This is a genomic window from Pantoea sp. QMID4, from assembly GCF_030270445.1.
Taxonomy (GTDB): domain Bacteria; phylum Pseudomonadota; class Gammaproteobacteria; order Enterobacterales; family Enterobacteriaceae; genus Pantoea; species Pantoea vagans.
This window is the reverse complement of the sequence record NZ_BSXL01000008.1, coordinates 178,477-201,130: the sequence shown is the minus strand read 5'-3', so window position 1 is coordinate 201,130 and position 22,654 is coordinate 178,477. Positions and strand designations below refer to the sequence as shown.

At 55.5% G+C, this 22,654-nt stretch carries 22 protein-coding genes; 10 read left to right on the top strand and 12 right to left on the bottom strand.

Annotation, left to right across the window (positions count from 1 at the left end; all coding sequences use genetic code 11):
* Window positions 1-58: 58 nt before the first annotated feature.
* The 4 genes from dam to aroK all read right to left on the bottom strand — a co-directional run bounded on the left by dam (window position 59) and on the right by aroK (window position 3,741).
* The gene (gene dam / locus QSK07_RS18735; protein WP_098052204.1) at window positions 59-874 is read right to left on the bottom strand and encodes an adenine-specific DNA-methyltransferase; all 816 of its coding nucleotides are present in this window, start codon (window positions 872-874) and stop codon (window positions 59-61) included.
* Between the two features lie 93 nt (window positions 875-967).
* Window positions 968-2,020, bottom strand: a complete 1,053-nt coding sequence (locus tag QSK07_RS18730) for an SPOR domain-containing protein (RefSeq protein WP_098052203.1) — start codon at window positions 2,018-2,020, stop codon at window positions 968-970.
* Between the two features lie 72 nt (window positions 2,021-2,092).
* Entirely contained in the window at window positions 2,093-3,181 is a 1,089-nt protein-coding gene (gene aroB, locus QSK07_RS18725; RefSeq protein ID WP_098052202.1) for a 3-dehydroquinate synthase, read from the bottom strand.
* A 38-nt stretch (window positions 3,182-3,219) separates the two neighbouring features.
* Window positions 3,220-3,741 carry a shikimate kinase AroK gene (gene aroK / locus QSK07_RS18720; protein WP_003852989.1) on the bottom strand — a complete coding sequence of 174 codons (522 nt, stop codon included), beginning with the start codon at window positions 3,739-3,741 and terminating at the stop codon, window positions 3,220-3,222.
* Between the two features lie 76 nt (window positions 3,742-3,817).
* Here aroK and QSK07_RS18715 point away from each other — a divergent pair, with 76 nt between their 5' ends.
* A complete protein-coding gene (locus QSK07_RS18715) occupies window positions 3,818-4,012 on the top strand; it encodes a hypothetical protein (protein WP_098052201.1) in 195 nt (64 codons plus the stop codon).
* A 91-nt stretch (window positions 4,013-4,103) separates the two neighbouring features.
* On the opposite strand, the gene hofQ is transcribed toward QSK07_RS18715, so the two are convergent.
* From hofQ to pilM, 5 genes are read right to left on the bottom strand one after another with little or no spacing between them, the layout of a single operon-like run.
* On the bottom strand, window positions 4,104-5,375 hold the full coding sequence (gene hofQ / locus QSK07_RS18710) for a DNA uptake porin HofQ (protein ID WP_285722254.1): 1,272 nt from the start codon (window positions 5,373-5,375) through the stop codon (window positions 4,104-4,106).
* A complete protein-coding gene (locus QSK07_RS18705) occupies window positions 5,314-5,697 on the bottom strand; it encodes a HofP DNA utilization family protein (protein ID WP_285722252.1) in 384 nt (127 codons plus the stop codon). Before QSK07_RS18705 ends, hofQ begins: the two co-directional genes overlap by 62 nt.
* Window positions 5,687-6,184 (bottom strand): HofO family protein, encoded by a 498-nt coding sequence (locus QSK07_RS18700; protein ID WP_098052198.1) that lies wholly within the window; start codon window positions 6,182-6,184, stop codon window positions 5,687-5,689. The genes QSK07_RS18705 and QSK07_RS18700 overlap by 11 nt, the downstream gene beginning before the upstream one ends.
* Window positions 6,177-6,719, bottom strand: coding sequence for a PilN domain-containing protein (locus tag QSK07_RS18695; protein WP_352230971.1), 543 nt, complete (start codon window positions 6,717-6,719; stop codon window positions 6,177-6,179). Before QSK07_RS18695 ends, QSK07_RS18700 begins: the two co-directional genes overlap by 8 nt.
* Window positions 6,719-7,525, bottom strand: a complete 807-nt coding sequence (pilM, locus tag QSK07_RS18690; RefSeq protein ID WP_285722247.1) for a type IV pilus biogenesis protein PilM — start codon at window positions 7,523-7,525, stop codon at window positions 6,719-6,721. Before pilM ends, QSK07_RS18695 begins: the two co-directional genes overlap by 1 nt.
* Before the next feature lie 117 nt (window positions 7,526-7,642).
* On the opposite strand from pilM, the gene mrcA reads away from it, so the two are divergent.
* The 4 genes from mrcA to QSK07_RS18670 all read left to right on the top strand — a co-directional run bounded on the left by mrcA (window position 7,643) and on the right by QSK07_RS18670 (window position 13,122).
* Window positions 7,643-10,192 (top strand): peptidoglycan glycosyltransferase/peptidoglycan DD-transpeptidase MrcA, encoded by a 2,550-nt coding sequence (gene mrcA, locus QSK07_RS18685; protein WP_098052195.1) that lies wholly within the window; start codon window positions 7,643-7,645, stop codon window positions 10,190-10,192.
* 487 nt (window positions 10,193-10,679) lie between these two features.
* Window positions 10,680-11,090: a GNAT family N-acetyltransferase gene (locus tag QSK07_RS18680; RefSeq protein ID WP_285722244.1), complete on the top strand. Its 411-nt coding sequence runs from the start codon at window positions 10,680-10,682 to the stop codon at window positions 11,088-11,090.
* A gap of 24 nt (window positions 11,091-11,114) precedes the next feature.
* On the top strand, window positions 11,115-11,804 hold the full coding sequence (locus QSK07_RS18675; protein WP_275222254.1) for a helix-turn-helix transcriptional regulator: 690 nt from the start codon (window positions 11,115-11,117) through the stop codon (window positions 11,802-11,804).
* A 19-nt stretch (window positions 11,805-11,823) separates the two neighbouring features.
* Window positions 11,824-13,122 (top strand): cytosine permease, encoded by a 1,299-nt coding sequence (locus tag QSK07_RS18670; protein ID WP_285722241.1) that lies wholly within the window; start codon window positions 11,824-11,826, stop codon window positions 13,120-13,122.
* 50 nt (window positions 13,123-13,172) lie between these two features.
* Here the strand turns inward: QSK07_RS18670 and nudE are convergent, their stop codons facing one another.
* On the bottom strand, window positions 13,173-13,736 hold the full coding sequence (gene nudE / locus QSK07_RS18665) for an ADP compounds hydrolase NudE (RefSeq protein WP_098052191.1): 564 nt from the start codon (window positions 13,734-13,736) through the stop codon (window positions 13,173-13,175).
* Window positions 13,737-14,127: 391 nt separating this feature from the next.
* Between nudE and QSK07_RS18660 the strand changes: the two genes are divergently transcribed.
* From QSK07_RS18660 to pckA, 5 genes are all read left to right on the top strand, one after another.
* A complete protein-coding gene (locus QSK07_RS18660) occupies window positions 14,128-16,263 on the top strand; it encodes an intracellular growth attenuator family protein (protein ID WP_285722239.1) in 2,136 nt (711 codons plus the stop codon).
* Between the two features lie 55 nt (window positions 16,264-16,318).
* Window positions 16,319-16,966: a GMP/IMP nucleotidase gene (gene yrfG, locus QSK07_RS18655; protein WP_098052189.1), complete on the top strand. Its 648-nt coding sequence runs from the start codon at window positions 16,319-16,321 to the stop codon at window positions 16,964-16,966.
* 13 nt (window positions 16,967-16,979) lie between these two features.
* Window positions 16,980-17,381: a ribosome-associated heat shock protein Hsp15 gene (gene hslR / locus QSK07_RS18650; RefSeq protein ID WP_098052188.1), complete on the top strand. Its 402-nt coding sequence runs from the start codon at window positions 16,980-16,982 to the stop codon at window positions 17,379-17,381.
* Between the two features lie 49 nt (window positions 17,382-17,430).
* The gene (gene hslO, locus QSK07_RS18645) at window positions 17,431-18,297 is read left to right on the top strand and encodes an Hsp33 family molecular chaperone HslO (RefSeq protein ID WP_033734210.1); all 867 of its coding nucleotides are present in this window, start codon (window positions 17,431-17,433) and stop codon (window positions 18,295-18,297) included.
* A 368-nt stretch (window positions 18,298-18,665) separates the two neighbouring features.
* The gene (gene pckA / locus QSK07_RS18640) at window positions 18,666-20,285 is read left to right on the top strand and encodes a phosphoenolpyruvate carboxykinase (ATP) (protein ID WP_285722235.1); all 1,620 of its coding nucleotides are present in this window, start codon (window positions 18,666-18,668) and stop codon (window positions 20,283-20,285) included.
* 39 nt (window positions 20,286-20,324) lie between these two features.
* On the opposite strand, the gene envZ is transcribed toward pckA, so the two are convergent.
* Both envZ and ompR read right to left on the bottom strand, forming a co-directional pair.
* Complete coding sequence (envZ, locus tag QSK07_RS18635; protein ID WP_013359293.1) at window positions 20,325-21,692, bottom strand: two-component system sensor histidine kinase EnvZ; 1,368 nt, start codon at window positions 21,690-21,692, stop codon at window positions 20,325-20,327.
* Window positions 21,689-22,408, bottom strand: coding sequence for an osmolarity response regulator transcription factor OmpR (gene ompR / locus QSK07_RS18630; protein WP_003853014.1), 720 nt, complete (start codon window positions 22,406-22,408; stop codon window positions 21,689-21,691). The genes envZ and ompR overlap by 4 nt, the downstream gene beginning before the upstream one ends.
* Window positions 22,409-22,654 lie beyond the last annotated feature (246 nt).

The window sequence follows — 22,654 nt, the reverse complement described above, 5'->3', positions numbered from 1 at the left end:
CCACTGTTGTGCGTCAGCCCTGCGGCTGGCGTAATGCGTTGGTCGCGGACGAAACAGACTAGCGATAAAGTGCCAGCAGTTCGTCGACCTTGGTGCGACCGGCTATGCTCCGGCTGATAGAACGCCGGGCTTTGACCACATGTAACACTGCATCCTGATACCATAAACGCGTCAGTGCAGTGTCGTGGTTAGAAATCAGTACCGGAATCCGGTGCTCCGACGCAGCCAGCTGTGCTGCTAACGCCGCCAGATTCTCCTGCTCACGCAGGCTGAAGCTGTTGGTGTGATAAGCCGTAAAATTGGCCGTGGCCGACAGCGGTGCATAAGGCGGATCGCAATAGACCACCGAGCCTTTACCGGCATTGGTCAGGGTAACATCGTACGATTCACAGACAAACGTCGCTTTTTGCGCGCGCTCGGCAAACCATAACAGCTCGGCTTCCGGAAAGTAGGGTTTGCGATAGCGGCCAAACGGCACGTTGAATTCACCACGCAGGTTATAGCGACAGAGGCCGTTGTAACAGTGACGGTTCAGATAGAGGAACAGCAGCGCGCGCTGGTAGGCGTCGCTACTGGTATTAAATTCGGTGCGCCGCTGGTAATAACAGATTTCGTTGTTACCTTCCGGCGTAAACAGCAGCTGCGCGTCACGGATGAAATCCGCCGTGCGGGTTTTGACAATGCTGTAGAGATTAATCAGGTCACTGTTGATATCAGCCAGATGGTAGCGATCAAATTCAGTGTTCAGAAACACCGAGCCCGCGCCAACAAATGGCTCGACCAGACAGTCGCCTTGCGGCAGATGACGATGGATCTCTTCTACTAAGGGAAATTTTCCCCCTGCCCATTTCAGGAAAGCGCGATTTTTTTTCATGCTGTCGTGGTTATTACATCTTATTGTGAGGCTGTGGCTGGACCGACAGCAGATCTGCGCTTAAAACGGGGCCAGAGCCTGGCCCCACATCCGCTATTGGCTGGCTTCTTTCTTCACCTGGCTGACTGGTTTTACCCACGGGTTCTTCGCACGCACGTCTGCAGGCAGCGATGCTACAGCGCGTTTGGCATCGGCCGGTGTGGCATAGGAGCCACTCACCAGTACGTACCACGACTGACCGTTACGGGTGGTTTTGTAGACGTGATATCCACTCAGATTCTGTTGCCTGGCCCAGGCATTCAGGCTTTCCGGCTTCGATGCGCCGCTCAGCTGCAGAGTGTAGCTGCCACCTGGCAGTGATTTACTGGCTGAACTGCTGCCCGCGGCCGTGGTAGCTGGCGCAGAACTCACTGGCGTACGCGCTGGCGTGGTGTGCGTTTTGCTGTCACGGGTTACAGGCTTCGACGCTGTTTTATGCGATGAATCGTGCGCCGGACGAGCAGCGGTATTTGATTTAGTCGGTGTCTGACGGACTGAAGGTGCCGCAACAGGATTGGCAGCCGTTCCGGCATTACCGCTGACCGTTGCTGGCGCAGTTGGCAGTGAACTGCCGCCCTGCGTTCCCATCGCGGCACTGTCAACCTGCTGCTGCTGATTAGTCAGCGCGCTGTTCAGATCGCCCGGCAGCGTGACACGCTGCTGATTCGCGGGCGCATCAACCGGTGCGGCCTGGGTAGGTGTTGAAGCCACAGGCGGCATCGAGATGTCGCGCTGCGGATTAGAGGCAGCATCACCGCTGGTCGCTGCGTTATTTTCGCTGGTGGCGGGGGTAGTCTGCGCATCTGACGGAGGCGTCTGACCACCGGACATGGAAGAGGAGCCGCCCAGGTCAATGTTCTTCTCGCTACCGGAACCGCCATTAGTGGCAGGGGTTGTGCCCGCCGTGGCCGGTTTTTTCTCATCCGGGCCATTCAGCGCCGAACCAATCCCCAGTACCAGTAACAGCAGAACCAGGATCCCGACGCCCATCATGATACGCTGGCGCGAAACCGGTGTTTTGGCCGCAGCAGACGACTTACGAGGGCGCGAGGGACGGCGGTCGCTGGCGTCAGGCTTTAACTCGTCTTCCGGTTTAAACTCATCCATTTTGGCTCCTCCGTAAAGCGGCATTCCGCACTGCGCACCCTGCGCGCCGCGTCACCACTCAACTGCTTAATCTCAGGGTTGCTGACAATCGTTAATTGCAGCCAGCACCATATCATGTGCCACGCCACCACGCACTTCAGAGCGGCCAATCGACAGCGGGAGTATCAGCCGCAGTTCGCCCGCCAGAACTTTTTTATCGCGCATCATGTGCGGCAGATACATCTCTGCACTCATCGCCTGCGGCCCATGCACCGGCAAACCGGCACGCTGGAACAGGGCAATAATGCGGTCGGTCTCCTGCGGCTGAAACTGTCCCAGACGTTCAGCCGTGCGTGCTGCCATTACCATGCCCGCCGCAATTGCTTCACCATGCAGCCAGTTGCCGTAGCCCATGTGTGCTTCAATCGCATGACCAAAAGTATGGCCCAGATTAAGCAACGCCCGCTGACCGTTTTCACGCTCATCGGCCGCCACGACTTCAGCCTTCAGTTCACAACAGCGACGAATGCAGTACGCCAGCGCCTGTTCATCCAGCGCCAGCAGAGCATCGAGATTCTGCTCCAGCCACTGGAAAAACGCACCGTCGAGGATAATGCCGTACTTAATGACTTCCGCTAAGCCAGACGCCAGCTCGCGCGCAGACAGCGTCTTCAGACAGGCCGTATCAATCACCACTGACGCGGGTTGATAAAACGCGCCGATCATGTTTTTGCCCAGCGGATGGTTAACGGCCGTTTTGCCGCCAACTGAAGAATCGACCTGCGACAGTAAGGTGGTCGGTACCTGGATGAAGCGTACGCCACGCTGATAACTGGCCGCAGCAAAACCGGTAAGATCGCCAATGACGCCGCCGCCTAAGGCGACAAGCGTCGTATCACGACCGTGCGGCTTTTGCAGGAGCGCGGTAAAGACCTGATCCATCACGGCCAGCGTCTTATATTGCTCGCCGTCGGGTAAGATCACCTGATCCACTTTTACACCTGCTGCTGTCAGCCGCGCTGTCAGCTGGTCAAGATAGAGCGGAGCCAGCGTCTGGTTTGTCACCACCATGGCGTTTTCGCCCGCGGTCAGCGGCCAAAAAGAAGCCGGATCGTTAAACAGTCCGGCGGCGATAGTGATGGGGTAACTGCGTTCCCCCAGTGAGACGGTGATCTTCTCCATGATGCCCGATACCTGTTAAAAAGCCTTCGAACGTTGGATCAACTTTTTTCCAACATGTGGATAATCTGATTCGCCACCACTTTTGCACTCTGATCATCTGTGCGAATGGTGACATCGGCGATCTCTTCGTAGAGCGGGTTACGTTCGCCAGCCAGCGCTTCAAGCACTTCACGCGGCGGTGAATCCACCTGCAGCAACGGACGTTTTTTGTCACGCTGGGTGCGCGCCAGTTGCTTCTCGATGGTGGTTTCAAGATAAACCACAACACCGCGGGCGGAGAGACGATTACGCGTTTCCCGGGATTTGACGGAACCCCCGCCTGTCGCCAGGACGATGCCTTGCTTCTCGGTCAGTTCGTTAATGATTTTTTCTTCGCGATCGCGAAAGCCAGCTTCGCCTTCGACATCGAAAACCCAGCCCACATCCGCTCCGGTGCGTCGCTCAATTTCCTGATCGGAATCGAAGAACTCCATGTTGAGTTGCTGAGCCAACTGACGGCCAATAGTGCTTTTGCCGGCACCCATCGGCCCAACCAGAAAGATATTGCGTTTCTCTGCCATTTTGTCGGTATTACTAAGAATTCGTTAATGATACCCCGCGTTCAGCATTTGCTGGCGGGACAGGAACTGAGACCTCATGAGCGTTAGCAAGAGTCAGATGAAAAATTATCTCAACACTCAAGGCTGTTTGGCAACCGATTATATTGCCTTCAGCACATCCATTTCTGAATTGGCCTGTGTTCGCGAAACTGTAACGCGCCAGCGCTGCGTCTTTACAACGCTGCTTACAGAGGAGTTTTCTGATCTGTTTGCCGGGACTTACCCTGCATAGACGGTTACACCGTATTGAAAATCGCTAAACCTTGTAAGCTAATTCCTCTCCTGCGTCAACGCAGATGGCCTTAAGGGACGCATTTTCCGTTTTATCCAGCCGTAAGCGCTGCTTCCCTGACCAATCGCGGCGTTATGAAGATCACCAGCTCTCTTTTTTTGCGCTGCTCCGATTGCTGACGAAACAACCCGCCAATCAGCGGCACATTTCCCAGCAGCGGTACCTTATTCTCTCCGTGACTCCGCTGCTGCTGAAAGATACCCCCTAACGCCAGTGTTTGCCCGTCACTGACCGTGACCTGCGTCTCAATTTCCTGTTTATCAATGGATAATATGTCGCTGTCGCCGGTTCTGATGCTGCGACCCGGCATGTTCTGACTGATATGGATTTTCAGCTGGATGCGGCCATTCCCGGAAATCGTCGGTGTTACCTCCATGCCCAGCACCGCTTCTTTGAACTCAATACTGGTGGCACCGCTGTTTCCCGCCGACACTTCATAAGGTATCTCCGTGCCCTGCTTAATCGACGCGGTCTGCTGATGTGAGGTAAAGAGGCGTGGACTGGCGATGATTTCAATCTGGTTCTCCTGCTCCAGCGCACTTAGTTCCAGATCCAGAAGCTGACCGCCGATGCGCGCCAGCGCCATACCCACGCTGATGCCGGGTGAACTCACCGCCAGCGGAATATCCAGCCGTGGATGATGCAGGATGTCAGTCACGGCGGCGTCACCGGCCTGCAATCCCCACTTCACGCCCAGCTCCTGCAGATGCTCTTCACTGATGGTGACGATATGCGCCGATAGCTCGATTTGTTCCAGTGGGAGGTCCAGCGCCCGTATCCAGCGTTCCGTCTCTGTCAACGCTACCGCCGTATCGCGCAGTAACAGGGCGTTGGTGCGTTTGTCGACCGTCACGCTGCCGCGCGGCGTCATCAGCGACTGCCGCTCACTTAGCAGACTGGCATGCACCTCGCTGGCGCTGGCATAGCGCAATATCACAGCGCGCTGCTGCAAAGGCGTCTGCTGCAACTTTTCCTGCTGCTCCGCTTCCCGTGCCTGCTGCTGAGCCTGCTGCCAGCTCTCCGGATAGACCAGCAGGACATTATCCTGTTCTATCAGCGTCAGCTTTGCCATGCGCGCTACCAGGTCCAGCGCCTGATGCCACGGCAGGTTATCAAGCCGTAGTGACAACGACCCTTCCACCTCTGGCGCAATCATCAGGTTGATCTGCTGATAGTCAGCCAGCGCCTGCAAAATGCGCGCTACCGGCGCGTTATCAAATGTCAGGCTAAGAGGTTCCTCATCAGCGGCGTAAACCGGCAGCAGGCAGCTTATGAGCAGCAGCAGAGTCGCTATCCTTTTCATGCGAACGTCCTTTTAAGTAAAACGAAGTCTGTTGTGCAGTGCAGCTATTCGGTACCGCTAAGGAGAGGCTGCGGCGGGTCATATGAGCGAGTTGCCAGGGCGTCAGGGGAAATGGCTTCCCTGTGCGGACTGCAACGCTCTCTCCCTGCGGGTTTAGCAGCCAGGCATGAAAATGCATCTCACGGCCAATGATTCCTTGCAGACGCCAGCCGGTCAGCGGCTCCACGAGCGTCTCACAAATCGAACCGGCAACAGGACGGAACGGATCACGCGCCAGCACCCCGCCACAGCACAGCAGTAAAATCAGCAGGCTATGGCGCATCGTCAGGCTCCAGCCAGAGTTGAGCCACCAGATGATGCGGCTGCGCCAGCAGCTGGAAATGCACCGGAGGCGCCAGGAAAGCATCGGCAAGCTCGGCAAAAAGTGACTGAAACGCCGGCCACTGCAGTCGCAGGGTCAGCGTGCGTGAAGGAGAATCCGGCTGCCACTCTTCCAGCTGATGACGGCGTGCCGCCAGGATCGTTTCCACTGCCCGGCCCGATGCACCGGATGCTGATCTGGCGGTCTGCATCGACCGCAGTTGTGCCTGCAACTGCGCATTATCCGGATTCTGACGCCACTGTTGCCGGCGCTGTTCCAGGGTACGGTTTAACTGCAACAGTTTCTGCTGTTCAGCGATCAGCGCCTGCTGCTGTGGCCGCAACCAGAAAACCCATGAGATCAGTAACAGGCCAGCTGAGAGGGCAGCGAGCATGCCGTAACGCGGAAGTGAAGCCATCTGCCACCAGCGATCCCACCACTCATTCATCAGTCACCTCCTGCACTTGTGCCCGCAGTGAAAAGCGATAATGACTATCAGCCTGACGCTTAACGCTGCCCTGCCTCACCTGACCAAACAGCGCGACGGTGGTTAACTGCTCACGGAACTGCCGGACCGCCGCCATATCCTGCGCCAGCCCCTCCAGCGTGAGACGATTGTCGCGCTTCTCGAGCCGGATCAGCCAGGCGGTGTCAGGCAGTAACGCGGGTAAATCGATCCAGAACTGATGCCATGCGGTCAGTTGCAATGCCTTCTGGCGCTGCTTCGCCTGCTGTTTTTGCACTACCGTGAGCTGCGCCAGTAACGTCTTTTGCTGCGCCAGCTGCGCGTTCAGGTTTTCCAGCACCTGCTGCTGCTCCCTGCTCGTCTGCGCCACCTGCTTACGCACCTGACAGATGCGCCAGCTTTGCTGCATGACTCCCACCAGAACAGTACTCAGCATCAGTAACAGCACGACAAGGCTCTGTCGCCGCTGCTGTTGCTGACGGCGCTGCCGCCACGGCAGCAGATTCACTGCGACCATCATTGATCTCCGTCGCGCAGCGCCAGCCCGGCCGCCAGCGCAAAGGCACCCGGACTTTCCGGTAACGGCGGCTGTTTATAACGGAACAAATCAAAAGGGGAAAACGCGCGGGCGTCAGCGGGCAGCGCAGAATTATCGGCTGAGCACCAGGCGACAGAACGGGCGTCGGGGAAGGCCTGCTGCTGCAGTGCCGCAAGCGTGGTAGCTTCGCCGTTGTCAGCCGCAGTATGCACATCGCTCCAGAGCCAGCGGTTATCCTGCTGCAGCACCAGTACCGCACCCTCCTGCAGCGCGGCCTGGCGGGCCAACCGTCTGAGCGCTTCGGTAGTCAGTTCAAACACCTGCGGCTTTAATCCCGCCTGCAGCAGTGGCGCTGCCCACTGGTCTATAATCTCCAGCCGGGCCGCCGTGACGCAGAGCTGACTGCTCTGTGCATCCGTGCGGTAATCCAGTGCCAGCGCAGCAGGCTCCAGTGGAAAGAGACGGCGCGCGGCCGCCTGCACGTAGTGCCCCAGCGCAGGCTCATTGAGCGACTGTGCAGGTAGCGGGAGCTGGCGCTGCAGTACCAGCCGGACGGGCAGCGCGACCCGCAGCGAGTAGCGACGCGGCAACCGCTGACGCCAGGCCGTTAAGGCTGCCAGTAATTCAGGCGAAGATTGCAGCACGCCGTTTCTTAACGTATCTTGCGGCAGCCGCTGCTGCCACCAGTGGCGTAGCTGCCAGCCATCACGACGAGGCTGGAGGGCCAGGGCACAAATCTGCCTGTTCTGAATATCCAGCCCAATTTGCCAGGTATGAAAAGCCATGCGCGCGATCTCCTTATCGTCCGGGAAAGATGGACATATCAAAGCGTCTGGCTTGCCTTTATACTACCGCGCGGTTGTTTATAAACTGCTCAAACGACAAGAGATGGGAAATTCCAGGTGAAGTTCGTAAAGTATTTATTGATCCTTGCAGTGTGTTGCATCCTGTTGGGAGCTGGCTCGATTTATGGTTTATACAAATACATAGAGCCGCAGCTGCCCGACGTAAACACGCTGAAAGATGTGCGTCTGCAAACCCCGATGCAGGTTTACAGCGCCGATGGCGATTTAATCGCCCAGTATGGCGAAATGCGCCGTATCCCTTTGACTCTGCAGCAAGTGCCACCTGTGATGGTGAAAGCGTTTATTGCGACCGAAGACAGCCGTTTCTATGAGCACCATGGTGTTGACCCGGTGGGTATTTTCCGTGCGGCCAGCATTGCGCTGGTTTCCGGTCACGCCTCACAGGGTGCCAGTACCATCACTCAGCAGCTGGCCCGTAACTTCTTCCTGAGCCCGGAACGCACCCTGATGCGTAAAATAAAGGAAGCGTTCCTGGCGATCCGCATTGAGCAGTTGCTGAACAAAGATGAAATTCTTGAGCTCTACCTGAATAAGATCTACCTCGGCTACCGTGCTTATGGCGTCGGCGCAGCTTCGCAGGTCTATTTTGGTAAGCCAGTTGACCAGCTGTCGCTGAGTGAGATGGCGATGATTGCTGGTCTGCCAAAAGCGCCGTCCACCTTTAACCCGCTTTATTCACCGAGCCGCGCCCTGTCGCGCCGCAACGTGGTACTGGCGCGTATGCTGGATCAGCATTACATCACGCAGCAGCAGTATGACGAGGCACGTAATACGCCGCTGGTGGCGAAGTATCACGGTCCTGAAATCGCCTTCTCTGCCCCCTATCTCAGCGAGATGGTGCGCCAGGAGATGGTGAAACGCTACGGCGACAATGCCTATACCGACGGCTACAAGGTTTACACCACTGTCACCCGCCGTCTGCAGGAAGCCGCTCAGACCTCGGTGCGCAATAACGTCATGGCTTACGACATGCGTCATGGCTATCGCGGCCCGACCAGCGTGCTGTGGAAAGTGGGTGAACCTGCCTGGGATCAGACAAAGATTGAGAAGGCGCTGAAGCCGCTGCCGGTTTATGGACCGTTGCATCCGGCCGTAGTCACAGAAGCTCGCAGCGATGAAGCGACCGTAATGCTAAAAGATGGCAGCAATGTGTCGCTGGCACTGGCGGGTGTGCGTTGGGCGCGTCCTTATAAATCTGACACCGTGCAGGGCCCGACGCCGAAAAGCGTGACGCAGGTCCTGCAGGCTGGCCAGCAGATCTGGGTGCGTAAAGTAGGTGACGACTGGTGGCTGGGCCAGGTGCCGGATGTGAACTCGGCGCTGGTCTCGCTGGATCCAAATGATGGTGCAGTGCGCGCGCTGGTGGGCGGTTTCGCCTTTAACCAGAGCATGTTTAACCGTGCGACCCAGGCGCTGCGCCAGGTCGGTTCTAACATCAAGCCTTTCCTCTATACCGCCGCCATGGATCGCGGCCTGACGCTCGCCTCCATCCTTAACGATGTGCCGATTTCCCGCTGGGATGCGGGTGCCGGAGCTGACTGGCGTCCGAAGAACTCACCGCCAACGTATGATGGTCCGATTCGTCTGCGTCAGGGTCTCGGCCAGTCGAAAAACGTCGTCATGGTACGTGCGATGCGTGCGATGGGCGTGGACTACGCCGCAGAGTATCTGCAGCGTTTTGGTTTCCCGGCTCAGAACATTGTGCACACCGAGTCGCTGGCATTGGGTGCGGCCTCATTCACACCGTTACAGGTGGTACGCGGCTACTCCGTGATGGCGAATGGCGGCTTCCTGGTCGATCCTTACTTCATTACCAAAATTGAGAATGAACAGGGCGGCACCGTATTTGAAGAGAAACCGAAGATCGCCTGTCCACAGTGCAATCTGCCGGTCATCTACGGTGAGACCAAAAAAGCGCTGGCGTTAAATGAAGAGAGCGTCGAGAACGTTGCCGCCTCAAATAACAATCAGAATCAGGCGGTTCCTCAGCCTGAACTGGAGCAGGTGCCGGCGCAGGCACAGCAGGGTGAGCAGCAATATGCGCCGCACGTGATCAATACCCCACTCACCTTCCTGATTAAGAGCGCGCTGAACAGTAATATCTTTGGCGAACCGGGCTGGATGGGAACCGGCTGGCGTGCCGGGCGTGACCTCAAGCGTAATGATATCGGCGGCAAAACCGGTACCACCAACAGCTCGAAAGATGCCTGGTTTTCGGGTTACGGCCCTGGCGTGGTGACGTCAGTCTGGATCGGTTTTGACGATGCGCGCCGCAATCTGGGCCGCAGCACGCTCTCCGGTGCGATTCCCGATCAGATTTCGGGCTATGAAGGCGGTGCGAAGAGTGCACAACCGGCATGGGATGAGTACATGAAGAGCGCGCTGGACGGTGTGCCGGTACAGCCGTTAACCCCGCCGGATGGCGTGGTCACTGTGAATATCGACCGCAGCACCGGCAAGCTGGCCAATGGCGGTGGCAACACCCGTCAGGAGTACTTCATCAATGGCACCCAGCCAACCGAATATTCGGTGCATGATGTGGGTACGACGATTATGGATAACGGCGAGAGTCACGAGCTGTTCTGATGTGATATCCATCAATTGAAATGTCTGAGGCTGGTCACTGTAAGGTGACCAGCCTTTTTTTATCGGCCCCTCTATCCTGACGAAACAGGTGATGCTTTTCGTATCTGGGCGGCTCAGTCAGTCGGGGCAGGAAAAAAAGAAAGGTAAAAACCGAAGAGAGCATCCTCTGTTGCGGAGAAAAATGCCGATCACTCTGAGCGATCGGCATTAATTCAGTCTGACAATATAAAGCAATGTGTATTAAGCGATTCAGTAAGTGAACCGAAAAAATAATATAGTTATTATATTGATATGATTAGTCTGGTCTTCCCTGGTGCCAGCAAATATAATTATTGGCATATCTAATGAACAACGGTCATCAGCGTAATGTTAATTGCGCTCAATAACAGGAGGGATATTAACCCTTGCGCATAGCTTATCATCATGATAAGAATGGAAACCCCGAAATCTTCTGATTTGATTTAATCACCTATGGATGTTTTTATATATGGAAATCAAAGTGGGCCATACGCAAGCCCCTAAAACTGAAGAATATATTATTCAGCGACTCTGGCAGCATAATGAACGCTTTGCTGACATCAACATGAAAACGCTGAATGTTATCCTGTATGACGACCAGAAAAATATCCAGGGCGGCCTGTTAGCCCATACCTGGTGCGGCACGCTGGATATTCATTACCTCTGGATAGATGATGGCTGGCGGCTGCTTGGCACAGGTCGTCAATTGATGCAGGCTGCAGAAGATGAAGCGCGCAATCGAGGCTGCCATATGTCCGTCGTCGACACGTTAAGTTTTCAGGCGCGTGGTTTCTACGAAAAGCTGGGCTATCGCGTTTATGGCGAACAGGATGGCTATGCGCAGCGCTACGCACGTTATTATCTGGCAAAAAGATTATAATCTGAACGCTTTCAGCGAGGTGCCATGGACAGCCCATACCGTAGTATCGATGAATTCATTTCTGCATTCGCCACCACCATGGATTTATTACCGACGCCCTGGGGTTTTAAGAATGCTGCATCGCAGCATCTTTATATGAATGAAGCTGCAAAATTATATACTGCTACGCCTAAAAGTTATTTATTAGAGGGAAAAAAAGACAGTGAGTTTCCCACGCGCTGGAGTGATTGTGCTGATGAATTCTGCGAGCACGATCAACAGGTAAAATTAAATAACCGTTGCGTAGCGGTGATTGAAACCCATTACTGGTATGGCAACAATTATCTCACCCCGTTTATCAGTGAAAAATATCCTGTTTTCGACAATCAAAACCAGTGGCTGGGCTGCATCTGGAATGCACGTCCGGTTGATAACCTTACGGCAATGAGCTTTATCGATCCCAGAAAATCTTCTGTACTCACGACGCATCTGGAACACGCCGTGTTTACTCCCGCCGAGCTGGATGTCATTTTTCTGCTGCTACGGCGCTTTAGCGCAAAAGAGATCGCCCGCATCTATAACCTCAGCGTAAAAACTGTCGGTAACCGCATCACCACGCTTTATCAAAAAGCGGGTGTGCATTCGCTACAACAATTTGAAAGCTACTGCCGTGCGGAGTCACTGGAGAATTATCTGCCAGAGCGGTTTCTCAGCACAGGCGTTATTTATATATAAACGGTAAGGAAACCCTGTTGTGAGTAAATTTGATGATTATCCACTGAGCCCTGTCCCGGCAAATAAAAGGCTCTCATTGCTGAGCGTCGCTATTGTGCATATGGGTATGCTGACTGCGCTGGATCAGTTTATGCTCGGCGCGGTTCTGGGCAACAGCATGACGCTGGCTGAGGCGTTTACCGCAATCACGCTGGCCAGCCTGCTGTTTGGTGTGCTGACCTTTGCGCTCGGCTATGCAGGAATGCGCGAGGGACTGCCGGGGAGCTTGCTGGCGCGCTGGTGTGGTTTTGGTCGTCACGGCTCTGTGCTGATTGGCCTGCTGGTCGCGGTCAGCCTGCTGGGATGGTTCGGCATTCAGAACGCGGTGTTTGCCCGATCGCTGAGCTATGCCCTGAATGGCAAACTCAGCTTTGCAGAGTCGGCAGCACTTTCAGGTACCGTGTTGACGTTACTGGTTACCTTTGGCTTTAAGGCGCTGCGCTTTACCGCACGCATTGCGGTTCCGCTTTTCATCGCGCTGGTCGGCTGGATTTTCTGGCACGCGTTCCACGGCCAGTCTGGCCAGAACATACCGCCGGTTATCGCCAGCCAGGCCATTACTGTAAGCGCTGCGATGACCATGGTGATTGGCGGTGCTATCCTGGCCAGTCTGATGACGCCTGATTTAACACGTTTTTCACGTAATGGCAGAGATGTCTTTGCCATTACGCTGCTGACCATCCTGGCGGGCGAATATGGGGTTAATGGCGTAGCGATTCTTATCGCCAGAAAATTGCAGACCTCAGATATCATCGCGATTATTACGCAAACCACCAGCTCACTGGGTTTGCTGGCTGTCGTTTTTTCTACCCTGCGCATCAATGACCTGAATCTCTATTCCTCAACGCTGGGCATCTCTAACGCGATTGAAGGCGTGACCGGCTATAAACCACGTTATCAGATGATTACGCTGCTGCTGGGAATGCTCGGTACACTCTGTTCAGTTTTCGGGATTCTTGACCGTTTTGTCGATTTTCTGGAACTGCTGGGCGTCATCTTCCCGCCGATACTGGGCGTAATGATCGTTGACTACTACGTACTGAAAACTGACCGACAGACGCTGGCGCTCAGTCGTACCAGCGATGCCTTACCGGCAACCTCCCAGCTTATTGGCTGGCCCGCGCTGATCGCCAGCGGCGCAGGTGCAGCCACGGGTCTGCTGGTTGAGCGCGGCGTACCGGTGCTTAATTCAATTCTTGTCGCGTGCGTCATTTATCTGCTGACCGCGTCATTATTAAAGCGATCATCGTCCTTACAGGAAAAAGTTACTGCTGAATAAAGCAAAAACGCGCCTGTGGCAGGCGCTTTTTTTTTCTCAGCCGTTACGCTTCAATAATTCAGCCGCTCCTGTTTCACCAGCCATTCGCGTGCCATAAACAGCGCACTGACATTGCGTGCTTCGCGGAAGTCGGGTTCGTCCAGCAGCGACAGCATATCGCTCAGCGGCCAGCGGTGGACAATCAGCGGCTCCGGCTCATCGCCTTCCAGCTTTTCGGCGTAGAGACCTTCCGCTATCACAATATTCATCTTGCTGGAAAAATAGGAGGGGGCCATGGTGAGTTTGCCCAGTGTGGTCAGCTGTTCGGCACCAAAACCCACCTCTTCTTTCAGTTCGCGCACCGCCGCTTCATTCACGGTTTCACCTGCATCGATCAGCCCTTTCGGAAACCCCAGCTCGTAAGTTTCCAGTCCGACGGCATACTCCTGAATCAGGATCAGATGGTCATCAATAATCGGCACGATCATCACCGCTTCACGCTCAGAGGGTTTCATCCGCTCATAAACGCGATGCGCCCCATTGCTGAAAGCCAGATCGACCGACTCAATAGTGAATAACCGTGAACGTGCCACGGCGGTGATATTGAGGATGTCGGGTTTTTTTGGAATTTTCATATCAGCCTCAAATTATTCTGCGTCGGCTATCTGGAGCGAATTAGCATACCTAACCACAGGCAATTGTGCGACAGTCAGGCAGTGACGTTATCGTTGCATAGATTACAGCGATTGAATAACAGCCTTTGGTTATCAGTTAAGACTAAATTTGCATTAGTCAATATGCTGCGATAAGTTTCAGATAATACCGATATTTAATCCAGTCTGTGCCAGTTACCATTCGCACAAGACAGGGTTTAACAAATGCCAATAAGATATACGCTGGCACTATTTCATCGGGTGCCTGACTCCTCAGGGTTATATAATCTTCCGGAATATCTCTTTTATAGTGAGCATAACCGGAGGCGAAAGTTTAAAGTGAAGGCAGCATTTTGGCTGAATTGAGCAGAGCATGAGCACAATCTTTATGATCCTGGCCATAGTGCTGACCTGTTCACTCCTGGCAGGTATTGGGTTCTGGTACGCTATGCGGCATCGTCCGCCGTTGGCGAAACCGCTGCCATTCATCAGTCCGCCCTGCCGTAAACTTTCTGCCCAGGAGCGTGAGGCGGTCGATAAATATGTCGCCGCGCTGGAAAAGCAGCCCCGTACCACGCTGACTACCGATAAGCGGAGCGCGCCTGAACGTCTGACACTCACGGCGCAAAGCAACAATGTCTATCCGGTTACCCGCGCCATTACCCGCTATGGCCTTTCTACTGACGATCCCCATAAATGGCGCTACTACCTGGATGAAGTTGAAGTTCATCTGCCGCCGCTGTGGGAACAGTACATCACCGACGAAAACTACGTAGAGTTAATCCGCACCCAGTCCATTCCGCTGGTGATCTCACTGAACGGCCACTCGCTGGTGGATTACGCCGTCGACCAGCAATCGCTGCCGACACTGATGCGCCCGGTGTCGACCAACGCTTCTATCCGCAAAGCAGAAACGGAAAATGTCGAACTGCTTCAGGTGCGCAAAGAAACAGCGGAAGAGTATCGGCTGTCACGACCAGACGGCACGCGTGAAGCGGTGATGATCTCCCTTGCCTTTTTACTGTTCTTCTTAAGCCTGTCAGTGCCCACCACACTGATGATCTGGCTGGTACTGACGGGCGCAGTCACGATCGCGGCCAGTCTGTGGCTTCTCTATCGTATTCCCGGTGAGCGCGGACTGCGTGATATCCACTGCCTGCGCGGCGCGCCAAAGCGCTGGGGCCTGTTCAGCGAATCGAATCAGGAGCAGAGCAACATTACGCTGGGGATTATTGACCTGGCCTATCCCCCGCACTGGCAGCCTTATGTGGCACACGATCTCGGTCAGGTGACGGACGTCGAAATCTACCTTAACCGCCAGGTAGTGCGTCAGGGACGTTTCCTGTCGCTGCAGGATGAAGTCAAAAACTTCCCTATCCAGCGCTGGCGGAAAAACGTAGTGCTGGCCTGTGGTTCGCTGATGGTGCTGACCATGCTGGTCACCTGGATCCCGCTTGGTATGCCGATTAAGCTCAGTCTGGCCTGGGCCAGAGGCACCGACAGTCTGGAGGTCAACAGCGTCGATAAACTCAGCAGCGTGCCGCTGAATATTGGCGACAACCTCAAAGTGAGTGGCACCGGCATGTGTTCCGTGCCAGACAACTACCAGAGCAACCGCAGTTACGCCTACATGCCGTTTGACTGCTCGGCGGTCTACTGGAATAACGCCACGCCATTGCCGCAGCCACAATCTGACATCATCGACAAAGCCGCGGCGCTGCTGGATACCACCACAAAGCAACTGCATCCGGAAACCAATACCGATCCTAAACTTAATCCACAACTGGCGTCCGCGATTCAGAAGTCTGGCATGATTCTGCTGGATGATTTCTCCGATCTGGTGATGAAAACGCAGGATCTCTGCAATCAGCCGCAGGACTGTATGCGCCTGAAAAATGCGCTGGTGAACCTGGGCAACGCCAAAGACTGGGAAGCGCTGATGCGCCGGGCAGATTCCGGCCAACTCAACGGCATGAATGTGCTGCTGCGGCCAGTGAGCGCCGAAGCGCTGGAAAATCTGGTGAATACCGCCACCTCGACCTTCTTTTTCCGCGAAACTCGTCGTGCGGCAGAAAATCTCAACAGCCCGCCGCCAGGGGGATTCCTGATCGTCAGCGATGAGGGTCGCCAGCTGGTGAATCAGCCACAACCTGGCGTGTCACTGTTTGATCTTGATCCACCCTCTCAATGGCGCGAGCTGCAACGTATCTCTGCCATGCTGCTGCACACGCCGTTCAGCGCCAGCGGCATCATTACTGGCATTTCTACCGATGCCAACGGCACACGTCACATCATGCTGCACAATGAACCGGACGCCATGGCGCAGTGGCGCTATCTCGGCACCGTATTGCTGCTGCTGGTGCTGCTGACCTGCGGCGTAATCAACGGGCTGCTGGCGCTGCGCCGCATGCACTGTAATCGCCAGCGCATGATCGATATCCAGCAATACTACGACAAGTGTTTCAACCATAACCTCGGCACTTTGCAGAGCGTGCGCCCGATATTCTGAGCCCTGCCCTTCTGTGCTACCCTGTCGCCCGGTTTTTACAGGGTCTGACACTACGATGCTCAACTGGTCTGAGATTGATACCGTGCTGCTCGACATGGATGGCACGCTGCTGGATCTGGCATTTGATCGCCACTTCTGGCTGGAGCATGTCCCTGAACAGCTCAGCCAGCAACGCGACATCACCCGTGCAGAAGCCGACGCGATCATCACGGAAAAGTATCAGGCCGTCGCCCATACGCTAAACTGGTATTGTCTGGATTACTGGGCAGAGGCGCTGTCGCTGGACATCCGTGCAATGACCTGGGCAATGCGCGGCCGAATCGTACTGCGTGACGATACGCTGCCTTTTTTGCAGGCCCTGCGTCGCGCCGGAAAGTCCACGATTCTGCTGACCAACGCGCATCCTTACAATCTGGACGTCAAACTGGCGCAGACTGGTTTAGCGCCGCACCTTGATTTATTACTTTCCACCCATACCTTTGGGTATCCGAAAGAAGACCCGCGTTTATGGCACGCGGTACAACAGCACACCGGCTTTTCTGCGCCGCGCACGCTGTTTATCGACGACAGCGAAGTGATTCTGGATGCTGCAACGCTATGGGGCATCGGCTGGTGCTTAGGTGTTAAGAATCCTGATTCGGGTCGTCCTGAACAAATCTTTCAGCGTCACCGCGCCACGGACGATTACCGGACGCTAATCTGAGTCAGGAGCAGCAATGAAAGAGAAAAGCAGCGATGAGGTCCGCCTCGACAAGTGGCTATGGGCCGCGCGCTTCTACAAAACCCGGGCCATGGCGCGAGAAATGATTGAAGGCGGCAAGGTGCATTACAACGGCCAGCGCAGCAAACCCGGTAAAGTGGTAGAGCTGAATGCGGAACTGACACTGCGTCAGGGCAATGATGAACGCACCGTGGTGGTGGCGGGTATCACCGCGCAGCGCCGTCCCGCCAGCGAGGCCCAGCAGCTCTATCGCGAAACCGATGCCAGCATTGAAAAACGCGAAAAAATGGCGCAGGCGCGCAAGATGAATGCGCTGACTATGCCCCATCCCGATCGGCGACCTGACAAAAAAGAGCGTCGCGATTTGATGAAGTTTAAATTATCGGGCGATGAATAACGCCGTCTTCACTGACGCACCATCGCCCCGTTCCAGTGAGAGAAAAAATATGTCAGTCCAGGATCAACTGCACCGTTATCTGTTTGAAAATGCCGCCGTGCGCGGCGAGCTGGTGAACGTCTCTGACACCTGGCGTGAAACCGTGAAGAACCATGACTATCCGGCACCGGTTAAAACGCTGCTGGGTGAGATGCTGGTCGCCACCAGCCTGCTGACCGCTACGCTGAAGTTCGATGGCGAAATCACCGTGCAGTTACAGGGTGACGGCCCGCTGTCGCTGGCCGTGATCAACGGTAACAACAACCAGGAACTGCGTGGCGTCGCACGAATCAAAGGCGACATCGCGGACGACAGCACCCTGAAAAGTATGGTCGGCAATGGTTATCTGGTGATCACCATCTCCCCTGAAAAGGGTGAGCGTTATCAGGGCGTGGTCGGGCTGGAGGGTGACACCCTCGCGGCGTGCCTGGAAGATTACTTCATGCGCTCCGAGCAGTTGCCTACGCGGCTGTTCATCCGCACCAGCGACAAAGGCGCTGCCGGTATTCTGCTGCAGGTGCTGCCCGCGCAGGACACGGAGAAAGAGGTCTTCGAACACCTGGCGACCCTGACCGAAACTATTAAAACGGAAGAGCTGATCGATCTGCCTGCCAATGAAGCGCTGTGGCGTCTTTACCATCAGGAAGAGGTTACCCTCTACGATCCGCAGCCGGTGATCTACAAGTGCACCTGCTCGCGTGAACGCTGTGGCGAAGTGCTGACCACGCTGCCGCAGGAAGAAGTGGATGAGATCATCGCGGAAGATGGCAAAATCGACATGCACTGCGACTATTGCGGCTCAAACTACGTGTTTGACGCAGTTGACATTGCCGCCATCCGCAGCCACTCCCATGAGAATAACGACCAACTGCACTGATTAATCGGGCGGCATCTGCCGCCCCTTCTCCATTCCCCCGCCCTATCCCCATAATTTTTCAGACAAATTATCTTTTTTTACTTTCATAACATCTTTTAAACGTTCGAAACATAGCCTTAACGCGCCCTGAGTCGCATTTTTAGATCACTGCCCTTTTTCCCTTAACGCAGAAGAGTAAACTGCGCGCGATCGTGCAAACGCCCGGAAGCCAGGGGCAGATGCCCGGAATAGCCCGGTTATCTTTGCAGGCTGTCGTAACGACGCGCAGTAAACCGTCAGTGATTCACGGCACCCGATACAACAGCCGGTGGCACGATCCCAACCTATCTCTGCTTTGCAGAACAGACACCGATTTAAGGAGCAGTAAAATGCGCGTTAACGGCCTGACCTCGCAAGACCTTGCCGCTTTGGGCATCGTGGATACCACGGAAGTGGTTTACAACCCTGATTACGACACGCTATTTCAGGAAGAGACGCGCCCGGACCTCGAAGGTTTTGCTCGTGGCACCCTGACGCAGAGCGGCGCGATTGCAGTAGACACCGGGATTTTCACCGGGCGATCGCCAAAGGATAAGTACATTGTGCGTGACGACACCACGCGCGATACCCTGTGGTGGAACGACCAGGGCACCGGCAAAAACGACAATCAGCCTCTGTCAAAGGAGACCTGGAACGCGCTGAAAAGCTGCGTGACCCGCCAGCTTTCCGGCAAGCGTCTGTTTGTGGTGGATGCCTTTTGTGGTGCCAATGCCGATTCACGTCTGAGCGTTCGTTTTGTCACCGAGGTGGCCTGGCAGGCGCACTTCGTGAAAAACATGTTCATCCAGCCTACAGACGCTGAGCTGGCCGACTTTACGCCTGACTTTGTGGTGATGAACGGGGCCAAATGCACCAATCCGGACTGGCAGGCGCAGGGTCTGCACTCGGAGAACTTTGTTGCCTTCAATCTGACAGAACGCATGCAGCTGATTGGCGGCACCTGGTACGGTGGCGAGATGAAGAAAGGTCTGTTCGCCATCATGAACTACCTGCTACCGCTGAAAGGCATTGCCTCAATGCACTGTTCAGCTAACGTCGGTAAAGCAGGTGATGTGGCCGTCTTCTTCGGCCTCTCCGGCACCGGCAAAACCACACTCTCCACCGATCCTGACCGCCAGTTGATCGGCGATGATGAACACGGCTGGGACGATGATGGCGTGTTTAACTTCGAGGGCGGTTGCTACGCCAAAACCATCAACCTTTCTGAGCAGGCTGAGCCGGAGATCTACCGCGCCATTCGCCGCAATGCGCTGCTGGAAAACGTGGTAGTGCGCGAAGATGGCAGTGTTGATTACACTGACGGCAGCAAAACAGAGAACACCCGCGTCTCCTATCCGATTAATCACATCGACAATATCGTGCAGCCGGTCTCAAAAGCAGGCCACGCGAAGAAAGTGATTTTCCTGACCGCCGATGCGTTTGGCGTGCTGCCACCGGTTTCACGTCTGACGCCGGAGCAGACACAGTATCATTTTCTGTCAGGCTTTACCGCCAAACTGGCCGGCACCGAGCGTGGCGTGACGGCGCCGACCCCGACCTTCTCCGCCTGTTTTGGCGCGGCATTCCTGACGCTGCATCCGACGCAGTACGCTGAAGTGCTGGTGAAACGGATGGAGGCGTCCGGTGCTCAGGCTTACCTGGTCAATACCGGCTGGAACGGCAGCGGCAAACGCATCTCACTGAAGAATACACGCACCATTATCAATGCGATCCTGGCGGGTGAGCTGGATGATGCACCGACAGAAACGCTGCCAATCTTTAATCTGCAGATGCCGGTTGCGCTGGGCGAGCTGGATAGTGAAACGCTCGATCCGCGTCGTAGCTGGGAAAGTGAAGAGAAGTGGACCGCTGCCGCCGAAGGTCTGGCACAGCGCTTTATTGATAACTTCGACAAGTATACAGATAACGCCGCAGGGGCTGCGCTGGTGAAAGCCGGTCCGCAACGCTAAAAGAACCGGCGCGGCAGTGATACTGCCGCGCCGCGTTTATCAGTTTGAGATGCTGTTGCTGCCATTATTGTGACTCAGCGCCATTGTTTCCACCAACGGCAACCAGGCACGAATACGCAAGCCCCCGCGTTCGCTCTCGCCAATCTCCAGCGAGCCCTGATGGGCATCGATAATCCGCTGTACAATCGCCAGACCGAGACCGGTTCCGCTAGTGCTGCGGGCGCTGTCGCCCCGCACAAACGGCTGGAACAGATGCGCCAGCTGATCCGGCTTGATGCCGGGTCCATCATCTTCCACCTGGAACCAGGCGCGATGCAGTTCCCGTCCGCTGCTGACCTTAATCCAGCCATTACCGTAGCGTGCGGCATTGACCACCAGGTTAGCCAGCGCGCGCTTAATCGACAGCGGGTTGATATCCAGCATTAACTCTTCCGGCATCACCGCATTTTCGATTTCACGCTCGTAGCCACTTTCCGCCGCCACCACTTCGCCCAGCACGCTGTTCAGGTCGGCGCGCTCGGTCTGCATCTCCTGACCGGTGCGCAGGTAGTCGATGAACTGTTCGATGATGGCGTTGCACTCTTCAATATCTTTGTTAATCGATTCGGCCAGATAGCCATCCTGCTCGCTCATCATCTCGGTGGCGAGACGAATACGGGTCAGCGGCGTACGCAAATCGTGGCTGACGCCCGCCATTAACAGCGTGCGGTCATCCGCCAGCTGCTTCACCCCGGCCGCCATCTGATTAAAGGCGCGGGTCACCGATCGCACTTCTGACGCACCATACTCACGCAGTGGCGGCGGAATAATCCCGCGTCCCACCTGCAGCGCGGCGTGCTCCAGATCCACCAGGGGTCGGTTCTGGATGCGGATAAACAGCCAGGCACCGCCAATCGCCAGCAGCATAATCGCCAGGGTATAGCGGAATAGCGGTGAGAAGTCGCCCTGATGAATCTCTGTCAGCGGCACCCGTACCCAGATATCGGGCGACAGCCAGGTTTTCAGCCAGACTACCGGTGAGTTTTTGTTCACCTCAACCCGGACATCGGTCGGACCGCCGAGCTGCTGCCCCATTTGCTCGCTCAGGAATTCATAGTGCTGCGCCCAACGCAATCCGCTCTCCTCTGCTGCTGCATTGGTATAGAGCGAGATCCCCAGTTCGCGGTAGATTTCCCGGCGAAACGCCGGGGGCACTTCCAGCTGCGTGCCATCTTCCAGCTGCAACCGGTCGGTCATCAGCATACGAACTTCGTAAGCGAGCACCTTATTGAACTGTTGCAGGCTGGGAAGAATGGCGAAGTTCAGCACCACCAGATAGGTCGTGACCAGGCTGACGAACAGCAGGGTAACGATCAACAGCAGGGTGCGGGCAAACGAACTCCGTGGCGAGAAGCGCAGTCGCTTCATGCTTTACTGCCGTCCGGCACAAAGACGTAGCCCAGACCCCAGACGGTCTGAATATAACGCGGATGCGCAGGATCCTCTTCCACCATGCGACGCAGGCGGGAGATCTGGACGTCGATCGAACGTTCCATAGCACTGTATTCACGGCCACGTGCCAGGTTCATCAGCTTGTCACGGGACAGCGGCTCACGCGGGTGGCTTACCAGCGCTTTCAGCACCGCAAACTCACCGCTGGTCAGCGGCATCGGCTCATCTTCGCGGAACATTTCGCGGGTGCCGAGGTTAAGTTTGAATTTACCGAAGGCGATAATCGCCTCTTCCTGCGATGGTGCCCCTGGCAGTTCGTTGGCCTGACGGCGCAGCACCGCGCGAATACGCGCCAGCAGCTCACGCGGGTTGAACGGTTTGGGAATGTAGTCGTCAGCGCCGATCTCCAGCCCCACAATACGGTCCACCTCTTCGCCCTTAGCGGTCACCATGATAATGGGCATCGGGTTGCTCTGACTGCGCAGACGACGGCAGATAGAGAGGCCATCTTCGCCCGGCAACATCAGGTCGAGCACCATCAGATGAAAGGATTCACGGGTTAACAGACGATCCATCTGCTCGGCATTAGCGACACTGCGCACCTGAAAGCCCTGCTCGGTGAGATAGCGTTCAAGCAGTGCACGCAGACGCATATCATCATCGACGACCAGAATTTTGTAGTTCTCTTGCATTTTCAACTCCCAAAGGCGCTATTGCCTGAGCCAACATTGTTAAAAAAAGATGCCTTATAGTGACAGTCATTAATGGTTTATATTCTAGCCAAAATTGTTACAAAGCATATTAAACAGGAGCTTATATTTGAATTAAGGTGATTTCGGTCCTGTTTTAACCCATTTGCCCCTGCCCGGCCCCTGATACGGCAAATCTGAAAAAAAGGCCCCGTTTCTCTGTATCGCTGGCGTCAGAAGCGAGCCAGT

Bases quoted from the DNA above. Each gene is read 5' to 3' on its own strand.
- dam (WP_098052204.1), bottom strand. From the start codon at position 874: ATGAAAAAAAATCGCGCTTTCCTGAAATGGGCAGGGGGAAAATTTCCC.
- QSK07_RS18730 (WP_098052203.1), bottom strand. From the start codon at position 2,020: ATGGATGAGTTTAAACCGGAAGACGAGTTAAAGCCTGACGCCAGCGAC.
- aroB (WP_098052202.1), bottom strand. From the start codon at position 3,181: ATGGAGAAGATCACCGTCTCACTGGGGGAACGCAGTTACCCCATCACT.
- aroK (WP_003852989.1), bottom strand. From the start codon at position 3,741: ATGGCAGAGAAACGCAATATCTTTCTGGTTGGGCCGATGGGTGCCGGC.
- QSK07_RS18715 (WP_098052201.1), top strand. From the start codon at position 3,818: ATGAGCGTTAGCAAGAGTCAGATGAAAAATTATCTCAACACTCAAGGC.
- hofQ (WP_285722254.1), bottom strand. From the start codon at position 5,375: ATGAAAAGGATAGCGACTCTGCTGCTGCTCATAAGCTGCCTGCTGCCG.
- QSK07_RS18705 (WP_285722252.1), bottom strand. From the start codon at position 5,697: ATGCGCCATAGCCTGCTGATTTTACTGCTGTGCTGTGGCGGGGTGCTG.
- QSK07_RS18700 (WP_098052198.1), bottom strand. From the start codon at position 6,184: ATGAATGAGTGGTGGGATCGCTGGTGGCAGATGGCTTCACTTCCGCGT.
- QSK07_RS18695 (WP_352230971.1), bottom strand. From the start codon at position 6,719: ATGGTCGCAGTGAATCTGCTGCCGTGGCGGCAGCGCCGTCAGCAACAG.
- pilM (WP_285722247.1), bottom strand. From the start codon at position 7,525: ATGGCTTTTCATACCTGGCAAATTGGGCTGGATATTCAGAACAGGCAG.
- QSK07_RS18680 (WP_285722244.1), top strand. From the start codon at position 10,680: ATGGAAATCAAAGTGGGCCATACGCAAGCCCCTAAAACTGAAGAATAT.
- QSK07_RS18675 (WP_275222254.1), top strand. From the start codon at position 11,115: ATGGACAGCCCATACCGTAGTATCGATGAATTCATTTCTGCATTCGCC.
- nudE (WP_098052191.1), bottom strand. From the start codon at position 13,736: ATGAAAATTCCAAAAAAACCCGACATCCTCAATATCACCGCCGTGGCA.
- QSK07_RS18660 (WP_285722239.1), top strand. From the start codon at position 14,128: ATGAGCACAATCTTTATGATCCTGGCCATAGTGCTGACCTGTTCACTC.
- yrfG (WP_098052189.1), top strand. From the start codon at position 16,319: ATGCTCAACTGGTCTGAGATTGATACCGTGCTGCTCGACATGGATGGC.
- hslR (WP_098052188.1), top strand. From the start codon at position 16,980: ATGAAAGAGAAAAGCAGCGATGAGGTCCGCCTCGACAAGTGGCTATGG.
- hslO (WP_033734210.1), top strand. From the start codon at position 17,431: ATGTCAGTCCAGGATCAACTGCACCGTTATCTGTTTGAAAATGCCGCC.
- pckA (WP_285722235.1), top strand. From the start codon at position 18,666: ATGCGCGTTAACGGCCTGACCTCGCAAGACCTTGCCGCTTTGGGCATC.
- envZ (WP_013359293.1), bottom strand. From the start codon at position 21,692: ATGAAGCGACTGCGCTTCTCGCCACGGAGTTCGTTTGCCCGCACCCTG.
- ompR (WP_003853014.1), bottom strand. From the start codon at position 22,408: ATGCAAGAGAACTACAAAATTCTGGTCGTCGATGATGATATGCGTCTG.